The sequence below is a fragment of the Mycobacterium sp. genome (genome assembly GCF_035314665.1).
Taxonomy (GTDB): domain Bacteria; phylum Actinomycetota; class Actinomycetes; order Mycobacteriales; family Mycobacteriaceae; genus Mycobacterium.
Genome location: NZ_DATFZD010000054.1, coordinates 1 through 13,566, shown reverse-complemented (window position 1 = coordinate 13,566; position 13,566 = coordinate 1). Strand labels below are relative to the sequence as shown.

General features: G+C 67.1%; 13 protein-coding genes and 1 pseudogene. 2 read left to right on the top strand and 12 right to left on the bottom strand.

Features of this window, described 5'->3' with window-relative positions; genetic code table 11:
* A pseudogene (locus tag VKI00_RS04215) lies at positions 1-196 on the bottom strand (aminobenzoate oxygenase); the annotation flags it as partial.
* A 344-nt stretch (positions 197-540) separates the two neighbouring features.
* On the opposite strand from VKI00_RS04215, the gene VKI00_RS04210 reads away from it, so the two are divergent.
* Positions 541-1,893 (top strand): adenylate/guanylate cyclase domain-containing protein, encoded by a 1,353-nt coding sequence (locus tag VKI00_RS04210; protein WP_324435659.1) that lies wholly within the window; start codon positions 541-543, stop codon positions 1,891-1,893.
* Between the two features lie 72 nt (positions 1,894-1,965).
* Here the strand turns inward: VKI00_RS04210 and groL are convergent, their stop codons facing one another.
* The 11 genes from groL to VKI00_RS04155 form a co-directional block, all read right to left on the bottom strand.
* Entirely contained in the window at positions 1,966-3,585 is a 1,620-nt protein-coding gene (gene groL / locus VKI00_RS04205) for a chaperonin GroEL (protein WP_324435657.1), read from the bottom strand.
* A 91-nt stretch (positions 3,586-3,676) separates the two neighbouring features.
* Positions 3,677-3,979, bottom strand: coding sequence for a co-chaperone GroES (gene groES / locus VKI00_RS04200; protein WP_324435654.1), 303 nt, complete (start codon positions 3,977-3,979; stop codon positions 3,677-3,679).
* Between the two features lie 281 nt (positions 3,980-4,260).
* Positions 4,261-4,551: a hypothetical protein gene (locus tag VKI00_RS04195; RefSeq protein WP_324435652.1), complete on the bottom strand. Its 291-nt coding sequence runs from the start codon at positions 4,549-4,551 to the stop codon at positions 4,261-4,263.
* Between the two features lie 119 nt (positions 4,552-4,670).
* Positions 4,671-5,699 carry a tRNA (adenosine(37)-N6)-threonylcarbamoyltransferase complex transferase subunit TsaD gene (gene tsaD, locus VKI00_RS04190; RefSeq protein WP_324435650.1) on the bottom strand — a complete coding sequence of 343 codons (1,029 nt, stop codon included), beginning with the start codon at positions 5,697-5,699 and terminating at the stop codon, positions 4,671-4,673.
* On the bottom strand, positions 5,696-6,172 hold the full coding sequence (gene rimI, locus VKI00_RS04185; protein ID WP_324435648.1) for a ribosomal protein S18-alanine N-acetyltransferase: 477 nt from the start codon (positions 6,170-6,172) through the stop codon (positions 5,696-5,698). The genes tsaD and rimI overlap by 4 nt, the downstream gene beginning before the upstream one ends.
* A complete protein-coding gene (tsaB, locus tag VKI00_RS04180; RefSeq protein WP_324435646.1) occupies positions 6,169-6,807 on the bottom strand; it encodes a tRNA (adenosine(37)-N6)-threonylcarbamoyltransferase complex dimerization subunit type 1 TsaB in 639 nt (212 codons plus the stop codon). Before tsaB ends, rimI begins: the two co-directional genes overlap by 4 nt.
* Positions 6,804-7,340: a tRNA (adenosine(37)-N6)-threonylcarbamoyltransferase complex ATPase subunit type 1 TsaE gene (gene tsaE / locus VKI00_RS04175; protein ID WP_324435644.1), complete on the bottom strand. Its 537-nt coding sequence runs from the start codon at positions 7,338-7,340 to the stop codon at positions 6,804-6,806. Before tsaE ends, tsaB begins: the two co-directional genes overlap by 4 nt.
* Entirely contained in the window at positions 7,333-8,457 is a 1,125-nt protein-coding gene (locus VKI00_RS04170) for an alpha/beta hydrolase (RefSeq protein ID WP_324435642.1), read from the bottom strand. The genes tsaE and VKI00_RS04170 overlap by 8 nt, the downstream gene beginning before the upstream one ends.
* The gene (gene alr / locus VKI00_RS04165; protein WP_324435640.1) at positions 8,454-9,614 is read right to left on the bottom strand and encodes an alanine racemase; all 1,161 of its coding nucleotides are present in this window, start codon (positions 9,612-9,614) and stop codon (positions 8,454-8,456) included. The genes VKI00_RS04170 and alr overlap by 4 nt, the downstream gene beginning before the upstream one ends.
* Before the next feature lie 47 nt (positions 9,615-9,661).
* Positions 9,662-11,047 carry a glutamate decarboxylase gene (locus VKI00_RS04160; protein WP_324435638.1) on the bottom strand — a complete coding sequence of 462 codons (1,386 nt, stop codon included), beginning with the start codon at positions 11,045-11,047 and terminating at the stop codon, positions 9,662-9,664.
* Positions 11,048-11,070: 23 nt separating this feature from the next.
* Positions 11,071-12,492, bottom strand: a complete 1,422-nt coding sequence (locus VKI00_RS04155) for an NAD(P)H-hydrate dehydratase (RefSeq protein ID WP_324435635.1) — start codon at positions 12,490-12,492, stop codon at positions 11,071-11,073.
* An 86-nt stretch (positions 12,493-12,578) separates the two neighbouring features.
* Between VKI00_RS04155 and VKI00_RS04150 the strand changes: the two genes are divergently transcribed.
* Positions 12,579-13,505: a class I SAM-dependent methyltransferase gene (locus VKI00_RS04150; RefSeq protein ID WP_324435634.1), complete on the top strand. Its 927-nt coding sequence runs from the start codon at positions 12,579-12,581 to the stop codon at positions 13,503-13,505.
* Positions 13,506-13,566 lie beyond the last annotated feature (61 nt).

The window sequence follows — 13,566 nt, the reverse complement described above, 5'->3', positions numbered from 1 at the left end:
GGTTCATCGGGTCGACGTCTTGCGCCCAGTCGATGCGCGACTGGGCATCCCACTGCTTGTCCTTTCCCTTTTGGTATAGGGAAAGGAGCCGGGCGCGCCCGTCGTCGTACTCCCACGTGAAGCGCGCGTCGCCGGCACTGGGGACCTCCCACGAGTAGGGCGCGGGCACGTCCGTGTACTTGTCCCTCGTGGTCATGAGCTGCCGCCTTTCTGCCCAGTGTGACCAGTGGTCATGTGACGGGTATCACCATTGCACCGCCTGCGACGACGCGTCAAGCCTGACAGGCGGGCTAACTGACCGCGGCCCTCTCCAACGCCCAACAAACGAAGGCACCCCCGGCCAATTGACCGGGGGTGCTTCGTTGGAAGCGGATTCTAGTGAGCGTGGCCGTGGTGATGACCGGCGTGCTCGTCCTCGTCGGCGGGCTTTTCGACAATCGCCGTCTCGGTCGTGCGAGATTGCAGCCCGCGCATTGTCATTAACCCACTGGGAAGTCGCCCACTTAACTATGCGCCGCGGCGATTTTATAGTTTGCGAATGTGACGCTCGCCCGACCGGAGACCCGCTACGCAGAAGCAGATGGGGTCCGCATCGGCTACCAGGCGTTCGGCTCGGGTAAGCGGACACTGATAGGTGTTCCCGGATTCGCGCAGAACCTCGAGGTGATCTGGGAGAACCCGGATGCCACCACTTTTTTTGAACGACTCGGATCCGTCTGCCGCGTAATTTATTTCGACAAGCGCGGCACAGGAGTCTCCGACCGCAGCATCCCCCCGCCGTCGCTCGACGCGCGGGTTCAGGACCTCGTCGCCGTCATGCGCGCAGAAGCCGTGGACCGCGCCGTCATCAGCGGCTGGTCAGAGGGCGGCACCCTGGCAGCGTTCTTTGCCGCCACGTTTCCTGAGCGCACCGAGGGTTTGATTCTGAGCGGCAGCTTCGCAAGCTGGGTGCGCCGTGACGATCATCCATGGGCACCAACCAGGCGGCAACAATTGCTGGCCTTACGGCTGGGTCCGTTGATCTGGGGCACCGGCGAAACCACGATGAGGCACATGGCCCCGTCCATGGCGGGGCAACCGGGTTTCCGGCGCTGGGCGGCCCGTTACGAACGCGCATCGCTGCCCCGATTGAAGCTGGCCCCATTTGGCCGGCTCATTGCCGAGATCGACATCCGCCAGGTGCTGCCGTCCATTTACGCTCCGACCCTTGTGATGCACGCCCGCAGGGATCGCGTCGTCCCGTTTCAGAGTGGCCGTTATTTGGCCGAGCACATCGTGGGCGCTCGCTTCGTGGAGCTACCCACCGACGATCACGCCGTCTGGTTCGGTTCGGGCAAAAAATACGCCGACGCAATCGAGGAGTTTCTCACCGGCACCCGGCCGAACGCGGACCATTCACGAAAGCTCGCAACGGTTCTCTTCACAGACATTGTCGACTCGACATTACATGCCGCGCACCTGGGCGACACCGCGTGGCGCGACTTTTTGGACCGTCACGACGACCTATGCCGCATCGAGATTGGCGTGTGCGGAGGGCGCTGGATAAAGAGCACAGGCGACGGACTGCTGGCGACTTTTGACAGCCCGAGCCGGGCGGTTCGATGCGCGTGGGCCCTGAGGAATCGCATCTTGTCAGAATTTGATATCGAGATTCGGGCCGGATTGCACACTGGCGAGATCGAGACACGCGGCGACGACATAACCGGGATGGCCGTGCATCAAGCTGCGCGGATTCAGGGCTTAGCCAGGAATTCGGAGGTGCTCGTTTCTTCCTCTATTAGCAACCTCGTGGCCGGTTCCGGCATCACGCTTGAAGGCCACGGGACGCACACCCTAAAGGGCATCGCCGAACCGTGTGAGCTATACGCGGTGCGTCATGTCTCGGGCGGTTAGCTATGGCGTGATCGCACAGAGCGCCCCCGGCCAAATGACCCGGGGGCGCTCTGTGTACAGTACAGACCGCTCCTAGTGAGCGTGGCCGTGGTGATGACCGGCGTGCTCGTCCTCGTCGGCGGGCTTTTCGACAATCGCCGTTTCGGTTGTCAGCACCATGCGTGCCACCGACGCGGCGTTGAGCACCGCGGACCTGGTGACCTTGACCGGGTCGATAACCCCGTCCGCGGCCAAGTCGCCGTAGGTCAGCGTCGCGGCGTTGAACCCGTGCCCGGCGGGCAGTTCGCCGACCTTGTTGACCACCACCGAGCCGTCCTGCCCGGCGTTGGCTGCGATCCAGTACAGCGGCGCGCTAAGCGCCTCGGAGAACACCTCGACGCCGAGGGCCTCGTCGCCTGACAGCGACGCACGCAGGTCGGTGAGTGCCTTACGGGCTTGCAAGAGAGCAGAGCCACCACCCGGGACGATGCCTTCCTCGACGGCTGCCTTTGCTGCGGCAACGGCATCCTCGACGCTTTCTTTGCGCTCCTTGAGTGCGGTCTCGGTGGCGGCGCCGACCTTGATGACGGCGACCCCGCCGGCCAGCTTGGCCAGCCGCTCCTCCAGCTTTTCACGGTCCCAGTCGGAGTCAGTGCTCTCGATCTCGGAACGCAGCTGCTTGGCGCGGTCGGCGATGGCCTCGGCGGTGCCACCGCCCTCGACGATCACGGTGTCGTCCTTGCTCACCACCACGCGGCGGGCCGATCCGAGCACCTCGAGCCCGACCTCACGCAGCGTCAGCCCGACGTCGGGGTTGACCACCTGGCCACCGGTGACGATGGCCAAGTCATCCAGGAACGCCTTGCGGCGGTCACCGAAGAACGGGGCCTTGACCGCGACCGCTTTCAGCGTCTTGCGGATCGCGTTGACCACCAGCGTCGACAGCGGCTCGCCTTCGACGTCTTCGGCGATGACCAGCAGCGGCTTACCCGACTCGGCCACCTTCTCCAGCAACGGCAGGAAGTCGGGCAGCGAGCTGATCTTGTCGCGGTGCAACAGGATCAGGGGGTCGTCGAGCACGGCCTGCTGCGCGTCGAAGTCAGTGACGAAGTACGCCGACAGGAAGCCTTTGTCGAAGCCGACGCCCTCGGTGAACTCCAGCTCGGTGCTCAGCGTGGACGATTCCTCGACGCTGACCACGCCGTCGTGGCCGACTTTGGTCATCGCCTCGCCGACCAGCTCGCCGATCTGCTCGTCGCGCGACGACACTGTGGCTACCTGCGCGATGCCGGTCTTGCCGGACACCGGGGTGGCCGCTGCCAGCAGCGCCTCGGACAGCGCGTCGGCGGCCTTGCCGATACCCAAGCCGAGCGCGATCGGGTTGGCACCGGCAGCGACGTTGCGCAGCCCGCCCTTGATGATCGCCTGCGCCAGCACGGTGGCGGTGGTGGTGCCGTCGCCGGCGACGTCGTTGGTCTTGGTGGCCACCGACTTGACCAGCTGGGCGCCCAGGTTTTCGAACGGGTCTTCCAATTCGATCTCGCGGGCGACGGTGACACCGTCGTTGGTGACCGTAGGGCCGCCAAAAGCCTTGGCCAGCACCACATGCCGGCCTCGCGGGCCCAGGGTCACCCGCACGGTGTCGGCGAGTTTATCCACGCCGGCTTCCATTGCCCGCCGTGCGGTCTCACTGAACTCAATCTGCTTGCTCATAAGTCTTTCTTGTCCCGTCCTAAGAAGCGGTCCGCCCCGGAAATCTCCCACGTGTCGACGTGGGGATTGCCGGGGCGGAACACGCTCTGCGTTACTTGGAGACGACGGCCAGCACGTCGCGGGCCGAAAGGATCAGGTACTCCTCGCCGTTGTACTTGATCTCGGTGCCGCCGTACTTGCTGTAGATGACGGTGTCACCCTCGGACACGTCCAGCGGAATCCGCTTCGCGCCATCGTCGTCCCACCGGCCGGGGCCGATGGCGACGACAGTGCCTTCCTGCGGCTTCTCCTTGGCGGTGTCGGGAATGACCAGACCGGATGCGGTCGTGGTCTCGGCCTCATTGGCTTGTACGAGGATCTTGTCCTCGAGTGGCTTGATCTTCACCTTCGCCACGATTGCAGCCTCCACTTGTTGGATAGGGGCACGGGGCCATAAGGATCTAGGCCCCGAACCTTGGGATTACCAGGTGTTCGGCATTCGTCCGTGCCCTCGCGTCGTCGTCGCGGGTGCCGGCGCGGGGGTTCGTCCGATTGCCACCTAGCACTCTATACATGAGAGTGCTAGCACTCAAGGTCGCCCACCTGCTTCCCGGTCGGTAAGCCCGTCGACTGGTCACCGTCGCGGATCTGGTCGGCCAGCTCACCGGCAGAGAACCGTCCCAAATCGGCATGGAGTTACGCGGGGTGTTCACCAAAAGCGAATCCCATCGCGGCGACGTCTACCACTTTGACGGCACCTCGCCCCAAGACATGGTCCTGCTGCTGCAGAAGCACGGCATCGAATCCGACCTCACGACCGGCAACGGCATGGGGACACTGGAACAAGACCTGGCCGGCGGCCACAAGGTCATCGCCGCGCTCAACGCCGAAACCATCTGGAACTACCCTCACGGCGATGGCGACCGGACCACGCCCGACCACGCCATGGTCGTCACCGGAGTCGACACCGGCACCAACGTCATCCACGTCAACGACAGTGGCACCCGCAACGGCCGCGACGAGCAGATCCCGATGGCCACCTTCAGCCAAGCCTGGACCACCAGCGACGACCTGCTGTCGTCACCCAAGAAACCGGCAACTGACGATCAGGGCAGCTGGCCTTTGACCACCGGCAGACCTGGGTCGCTGGCCACGTCCAACGGGGATGGGGCCGCACCGGCGGCAACCAGATGCGCGGCGAAGGAAGCGATCATCGCACCGTTGTCGGTGCACAGCCGGGGCCGCGGGATCCGCAGTGTCAATCCTGCTGCGCCACAACGCTCTTCGGCCAGTTCACGCAGCCGGGAGTTCGCGGCCACTCCCCCGGCGATCAGCAGCGTGGATACGCCGAGCCCGGTGGCGGCGCGCACCGCCTTCATGGTCAGCACGTCGGCGACTGCCTCCTGGAAGCCGGCGGCGATGTCGGCGGTCGCCCCGTCGGGATGGCTCTCCACGTACCGCGCCACCGCGGTCTTCAGCCCGGAGAAGCTGAACGCGTGCGGATCATCGCGTGGTCCAGTCATGCTGCGGGGGAACACAATCGCGTCCCGGTCACCGGTTTGCGCCAAGTCATCGAGCACCCTGCCGCCCGGATAGCCCAACCCCAGCAGGCGGGCCACCTTGTCGTAAGCCTCCCCGGCCGCGTCGTCGACGGTGCTGCCCAGCTCCACGATCGGCTCGCCGAGCGAACGCACATGCAACAGGTGGGTATGGCCGCCGGACACCAGCAGCGCCACGCTCTCCGGCAGCGGCCCGTGCTGGTAGACGTCGGCGGCCAGGTGCCCGCCCAAGTGGTTCACCGCGTAGAACGGCACCCCCCAGGCAGCCGAATACGCTTTGGCCGCAGCCACTCCCACCAGCAGCGCACCCGCCAGCCCCGGCCCGATGGTGGCCGCGACGATGTCCGGTTTTTGCACGCCCGCGCCTGCCAGCGCGCGGCGCATAGCCGGACCGAGCGCCTCCAGGTGCGCTCGCGAGGCGATCTCCGGGACCACACCGCCGAACCGGACGTGTTCGTCGACGCTGGATGCCACCTCGTCGGCCAACAACGTCACGCCGCCGTCGGCGTCGAGCCGGGCGATGCCGACTCCGGTTTCGTCGCAGGAGGTTTCGATGGCCAGGATGGTCTTAGTCATGGGGCCTCCCGGCGCATGGTGTACGCATCGGCGCCGCTGACCCGGTAATACCGCCGACGCAGGCCTACTTGGGTGAATCCCACGCTGCGGTACAGCGCGATGGCCGGCGCATTGTCGGTGCGGACCTCGAGGTGGACGACGCCGCCCGCGGCGAAGTTCAGCAGCTCGTCCAGCAGCCGGCGGCCGACACCGCGGCCTTGGTAAGCCGGGTCGACGCCGATGGTGTGCACCTCGTATTCGAACGGCGGCGTGCGGCCCAACCGCGAGATGCCACCGTAGCCGATCAGCTCGCCGCCATCAGCGCCGGTGCGGGCGGCCACGTAGTGATTGTGCTTGGCGGCAAGCTCGCGGACGAACGCGACTGTCGGCCAAGGGTCGTCACCGGGAAACAGCACGGCCTCCAACTCAGCGCAGCGGTCGGCGTCGGCCAGCGTCAATGCGCCGAACGTGACGGGTTCGCTGCAGGCGGTCATTGTCGGGCGGCCTCTCGCTCAGCCACCGTCTTTGCATCGGGTCGGCGCAGATACAACGGGAGCAGCGCGCCGGGTGGGGCCGACCAGTCGACCGCGGCGACCAGACCTATCGATGTCGGGTGTGACGGATCGCATAGCGGCAGGCCGAACAGCGCCGCATGTTCGGGCGAGCCGGCCACCGCCTGCGCGACACCGGGGTCGACATCGGCCGGGGCGTTAACCGCCGGACCGGCGATCCGGCCGCCGTCGCGATAGCAAGCCCAATAGATTTCGCGGCGGCGGGCATCGGTGACCACCAGCGTGTCTCCGGTGGTCTGCCCGCCGATCGCGTCGAGGCTGCAGACCCCGTGCACCGGAATGCCGAGCGCATGCCCGTAGGCCGCCGCGGTCGCCATACCAACTCGCAAGCCGGTGAATGGACCCGGGCCGCACCCCACCACGACGGCATCCAGATCCGCCATCTGCAGTCCGGCATCGGCCATGGCGGACAACACATTCGGGGTGATCCGTTCGGCGTGCGCGCGAGCATCGATGCTGACCCGCTGGGCCAGCAGCTCGCCATCGGCCACGACGCCCGCCGTCACGGCGGGAGTTGCGGTGTCGATGGCCAACACCAGGCGAGTACGGCCGCTCATGTGCGCCGCTCCTCCTCATCGCTGCGCTCTGCATCGTCGCCGGCGCGGCAGCTCCATTGCCACGTCGCGGTCCGCACGTCGGAGTTGCTGATTCGCTCGAGGCGGACGTCGAGGTGCCGATCGGAAAGCCGTTCGGCAAGGCCCTCGCCCCACTCCACCACGACGACGGCATCGTCGAGTTCGGTATCGAGGTCCAGGGATTCGAGCTCGTCGAGCAGATCGGCACCGGTGTGCTCCAGCAATCGATAGACGTCGACGTGGATCATCGCCGGGGCGCCGGTCCGTCGTGCCGGATGTACCCGCGCCAGCACGAACGTCGGCGAGGTGACCGGTCCGTCGACGTCCATCGCTGCAGCAATCCCCTTGGCCAGCACGGTTTTTCCGGCGCCGAGCGGGCCGGAGAGCACGACGACGTCGCCGGCGCGGAGCTGGCCGCCCAGCCGCCAACCGAGCGCGACGGTGTCTTCGACCCGCGGCAGCGTCGCGATGCCCTGTGGCGGGTCGCCACCTAGGTGACCGTCGGCCTTAGTCACGGCGCAAGACCCGATCGCGCCACCGCTGACTCAACGTTGCGAACCTGCTCGGGGCAGCCCGCTTGACCAGCCGCACCAACCCGTCGTTGATCGGATTCGGCTTGGACAGCAACACCAAATGGCCCGATCTGGCCACGATGACCAGTTCGGAATCCGGCATCGCATCGGCCATTTTCTTCGAGTACTCGGCAGGGGTGACCAAGTCGTGGTCGCCACAGACGATCAGTGTCGGGATCCTCGCCAGCGTTGGCAGTGCCCCCGTTTCGTCGTGAACTTCCAGCGCGTGCGAAAACTCGACCAGGGTCGGGATCGCGGTGTCGAGCATCATCTTCTCGGAGAACGCCACAACGCTCGGGCTGACGTACAGGTCGGCAAAGGACGCCGCCCGCAGAATCGGCCCGATCACCGAGCGGCCCACGTTGCGGCCGCGCTGAACCAGCTTGGGCGCCGTCCGCGCGGCCCGCCGAACGGCCTCTAGCGCAGGGTTATTCAGAATCTCGCCGAGCGGTGACTTCGCCACTCCTTCGGCCGCAGACGAAATCAGCGCGGCTCCGACAATGCGGTTGCCGTAGTGGTGCGGGTACTGCCGGGCGTGCGACAGCACCGTCATCCCGCCCATCGAATGACCAACCACCACGATCGGACCGCGTGGCGCTATCACCTGCAGCACCGTCTCTAGGTCCATGCCCAGCTGCGTCACCGTGTAGGTTTCCGGCGGGGCGTCGCCGGATCGGCCGTGGCCGCGCTGGTCGTAGAAGATCATACGGACCTGCGGACCCCACTCGTCGGACAGCCGCATGCGCTGAAAGTGAAAGGCACCCATGCGAAGGCAGAATCCGTGCGCGAACACCACGGTCAGTGGCGCGTCAGCGGGCCCGACCTCGCGCACCGCCAGCGGCACGCCGTCCGGCGTTGTCACCAGATAGCTGCGGTCGCCGTCGAGTGTCTCGAAATCCTCGTTGGCATAAGGGTCGTCGTTTTCCGGACGCCGCGTCATCGAGCGTGCCACCGTAACCCCGGCGATGGTGCCCACCGCGCTCAGGCCCGCGGCACCTGCCAGCCAGCGCGCCAACCCCACCCTGTCCACATGGGAGCCGTCATGATTCGCACCGCTCAACGATCGCCGGCCTCGCGGTAGGTTCTGGTGATACGTCCCCGCGGGCTGGTCACCACTTCGTAGTGGATGGTGCCCAGCAGATCGGCCCACTCCTGCGCGGTCGGCTCACCTCGCGTGCCGGGCCCGAACAGGATCGCCTCGTCGCCTTCGCTCACGTCGACGTGTCCGGGACCAAGGTCGACGACGAACTGATCCATGCAGATCCGCCCGACGCCAGGGCGCCGCCTGCCGTTGATCAGCACGTCCAGCCTGCCACCGAGCGCCCGGAAGACGCCGTCCGCGTAGCCGATCGGCATCAGCGCGACGGTGGTGTCGCGCTCCGCGATCCAGGTGTGCCCATACGACACGCCCTCGCCAGCGTGAATCGACTTCACCAGCGCGACGGCGCATTTCACCGTCATCGCCGGCACCAGACCCATGTCGCCCAGGGTGGGCACCGGACTCAGGCCGTACACCGCGACACCGGGCCGCACCATGTCGAACGCCAGGTCGGGACGTGACATCGTCGACGACGAATTCGACAGATGCGCCACCTCGAAGTGCACTCCCTGGTTGCGCGCCTGCGCCACGATCTCGGTAAACCGTTGAGCCTGAACATTATTGATCGGGTTGTCGGGTTCATCGGCGTACACCATGTGCGACATCAGCCCGCGCAACCGTAGGGCGTCCTCGGCGACGGCTTGGTGCAACGCGGTCAGCATCGACGGGTAGTCGTCGAGCGCGACGCCGTTGCGGTTCAGCCCGGTATCCACCTTGACGGTCACGGTGGCCGCGCGGCCGGTGCGACGGGCCGCGTCCAGCAGCTGCTCGAGCTGACGCACCGAGGACACGGCAATCTCCACGTCGGCCAGCAGCGCGGGACCGAAGTCGATACCGGGCGGATGCAGCCAGGCCAGCACCGGCGCGGTGATGCCGTCGGCGCGCAGGGCCAGCGCCTCGTCGACGGTGGCGACACCCAGCTCGGCGGCGCCCGCGGCCAACGCGGTCCGGGCCACCTGGGTGGCGCCGTGCCCGTATCCGTCGGCCTTGACGACAGCCATCAGCTGCGCACCGCCCGCGTGCTCGCACAGCACCCGGACGTTGTGCGCAATGGCACCCAGGTCCACCAGGGCCTCGGCAAGGACGCCCGGCGTCAGAGATATCGGCGTAACGGCCACGGCCGATATTCTCCCAGAATCGACTTCCGCAGCCGTATTCCGGCAGGTCAGTGCGCGAAGTGCTGGGCTTTGTAGTGGCCGCTGGGCTTGAGCTTGTCCAGGGAGGCCAGCGCGGTGTGCGCGTCGTCGTGCAGCGCGCGGGCCAGGTCGGCGGAGAGTCCCTCGCGCACCACGACCCGCAGCACGGAGATGTCGGTGGCGTTGTCGGGCATGGTGTAGGCGGGCACCTGCCACCCGAAGGTCCGTAGCTCGTGCGAGAGGTCGAACTCGGTGTAGCCCAGGCCGCGGGCCAGCCGGAAGGCGACGACGGGGATCGCCGAGCCGTCCGAGATCACCTCACAGTGGTCGGCTTCGTGAAGCTGCTCGCCCAGCCAGCGGGCGGTCTGCGACAAACTCTGCATGACCTGCGTGTAGCCCTCACGGCCCAGCCGCAAGAAGTTGTAGTACTGGCCGATCACCTGGTTGCCCGCGCGCGAGAAGTTCAGCGTGAACGTCGGCATGTCGCCGCCCAGGTAGTTGATCCGGAAGACCAAGTCCTCGGGCAGGTACTCCTTGCTGCGCCACACCACGAACCCGATGCCGGGGTAGGTCAGCCCGTATTTGTGGCCGCTGACGTTGATCGACACCACCCGGGGCAGCCGGAAGTCCCACTTCAGTTCCGGGTGCAGGAACGGCACCACGAAGCCCCCGCTAGCGGCGTCGACGTGCACCGGAACGTCCACACCCCCACCGGCGGCCAGTTTGTCCAGCGCCGCGCAGATCTCCGCGACCGGCTCGAGTTCGCCGGTGTAGGTGGTGCCCACGATCGCCACCACCCCAATGGTGTTCTCGTCGACGGCCTCGACAACCTGTTCGGGCGTGATGACGTAGCGACCCTCCTCCATCGGCAGATAGCGGGGCTCGACATCGAAGTAGCGGCAGAACTTCTCCCAGACCACCTGCACGTTGGAGCCCATCACCAGGTTGGGGGTGCGGCCCTCCCAGCCTTTACCCACCTTTTCGCGCCAGCGCCATTTGAGCGCCAGACCACCGAGCATGACGGCCTCGCTGGAACCGATGGTGGACGCCCCGCAGGCGCTGGACGGATCGTCATCGCGCAAGTGATCGGCGTGGAACAGGTCGGCCACTATGCACACGCATCGCTGCTCAATGGATGCGGTGATCGGATATTCGTCCTTGTCGATCATGTTCTTGTCGAACGTCTCGGCCATCAACTTCTCGGCTTCGGGATCCATCCAGGTGGTGACGAAGGTGGCCAGGTTGAGCCGCGAGCTGCCGTCGAGCATCAGCTCGTCGTGGATGAAGCGGTAGGCAGCCTCCGCATCCATCGACTCCTCGGGCAGCCGCAACGCCGGCACCGGGGTGGTGAACATGCGGCCCGTGTAGGCGGGCGCGATCGAATATGCGGGGACGGATGGGTGGCTGAGGGTCACGATGGATTCCTTTCGGTGGTGAGCTACAGGGTTGCTAGGGCGGCTCGGATGTGGCCGACGATGCGGGACGCCGACGTCGGCGCGTCACCCGGCCCGGGGTCGGCGGCCGACAGCGCCGCCGCGCGTGCGTGCACGAAGGCGCCGGCTGCCGCGGCTTCGGCGGCCGGCAGCCCCGCGGCCAGCAGGGCGCCGATCATGCCGGACAGCACGTCGCCGGACCCGGCGGTCGCCGCCCAGGACTGCCCGGCCGGGTTGAGGTAGACCAGGCCGCCGTGTTCGGCGATGACGGTGACGTTGCCCTTCAGCAGCACGGTGACCCCGAGCGCGTCGGCCAGCTTGCGGGTGGCGCCGACGCGGTCGTCGCCGGGTGGGGCGCCGGCCAGTCGGGCGAACTCACCGGCGTGCGGAGTCAGCAAGGTCGGGGCGCGACGGCCGCTGACCATGTCCGGGTGGGCCGCCAGGATGGTCAACCCGTCGGCGTCGACCAGCACCGGCAGGTCGGTGCCCAGCGCGAAGTACAGCGCGGCGGCTGCGGTGTCGTCGGTGCCCAGGCCCGGCCCAACCACCCAGGCCTGTACCCGTCCGGCCGCGGCCGGGGTGGGCGACGCGATCACCTCGGGCCAATGCGCCAGCACCTCGGCGTGCGCACCGCCGGCATAGCGGACCATGCCGGAGTGAGCCGCGACGGCCGCACCGGTGCACAGCACCGCGGCGCCCGGATACGTCGACGAACCGGCCAGCACGCCCGTCACACCCTGGGTGTACTTGTCGTCGTGCGGTCCGGGCACCGGCCAGCGCGCGGCCACATCCGCGGCTTCGAAGCCGACGACATCGGTCTGGGGTAGATCCAAACCGATGTCGACCAGACGCACGCGGCCGCAGTCGGCCAGCGCGTGTACCAGCTTGAGGCCGCCGAAGGTGACGGTCAGCGCGGCGTGCACGGCGGGGCCGGTGACCGCGCCGGTCGCCACGTCGACGCCGCTGGGGATGTCGACGGCGACAACCGGGATCGCGTTGGCATCGACAGCCTCGAAGACGTCGGCCGCATTCGGCCGCAGCGGCCCCGATCCGGAGATACCGACAACGCCGTCGATGACGAGATCCGTTCCGGCAGAGATCTTTTCGACGATCCGCCCGCCGGCTTTCCGAAATGCCGCCAGCGCCTTCTGGTGAGTATGTTCCGGTTTGAGCAGTATCGCGTCGGCGGCCGCGCCGCGGCGGCGCAGGAACGTCGCCGCCCAGAGCGCGTCACCACCGTTGTCGCCCGAGCCGACGACCGCGCACACCCGGCGGCCAGCGACTCCGCCGGTGCGGGCGGTCAACTCGGCGATGATCGACGTGGCCAGCCCATAGGCTGCGCGCCTCATCAGCGCACCGTCGGGCAGGCCGGCCAGCACCGGCGCTTCGGCCTCGCGGATCGCCTCAGCCGAGTAGTAGTGCCGCACCTCGCCCAGATTACGTGTCCCCGATCGCGGGTACAGTCGATTAAACAAGCTAAATATCCAGGCGGCTCTACTGAGGAGGGGCAGATATGGCACGCACCGAAAACGACACCTGGGACCTGGCCACCAGCGTGGGCGCCACCGCGACCGGCGTCGCCGTCGGGCGCGCGTTGGCGAGCCGGGCGGCTAACCCACTGATCAACGATCCCTTCGCCGAACCGTTGGTCCGTGCGGTGGGGGTGGACTTCTTCACCCGTTTGGCCAGTGGCGAATTGAATCCGGCCGAGGTCGACGACAACAGCGCGTGGGGCATGCAGCGGATGCGGGACATGATGGCCTTGCGCACTCGCTTCTTCGACGACTTCTTCATCGAGGCGACCAACGGCGGGATCCGCCAGGCGGTGATCCTGGCGTCGGGGTTGGATGCCCGGGCCTACCGGTTGCCGTGGCCGGCCGGGACCACGGTGTACGAGATCGACCAACCTCGGGTGATCGAATTCAAGACCACGACGCTGGCCGATCTGGGCGCCGCCCCCACCGCCGACCGACGCCCGGTGGCAATAGATCTGCGCCACGACTGGCCGACCGCGTTGCGCGGAGCCGGCCTGGACCCCACCCAACCCACCGCGTGGAGCGCGGAGGGTTTGATGCCGTTCCTGCCGCCGGACGCCCAGGATGCGCTGCTGGACAACATCACCATGCTCAGCGCTGCGGGCAGTCAATTGGCCACCGAGAACGTGCCGGACGCAAGCCGGGCGGTGCCGAAGATGGCAGACCAGATGCGGCAGGCCACCGAACGCTGGCGCGACCACGGATTCGACGTGGAGATGACCGACCTTTGGTATGGCGGTGACCGCAACGATGTGGGCGACTATCTGGGCAGCCACGGCTGGAACGTCGCGGCCATCAGCGTTGCCGATTTGTTTGCCGCTCAAGGCCTTCCGGTCCAGACGCACAACGAAGAAGAAGCGGCGATGTTCTCCGGGCTCGGCTACCTGACCGCTACCCGGACTTAGGCGCAGCGCCGTTCGGTCGAAAGAGCTTGGCCGGGTTGACTAGTGGCCCATTGCGGGCCCG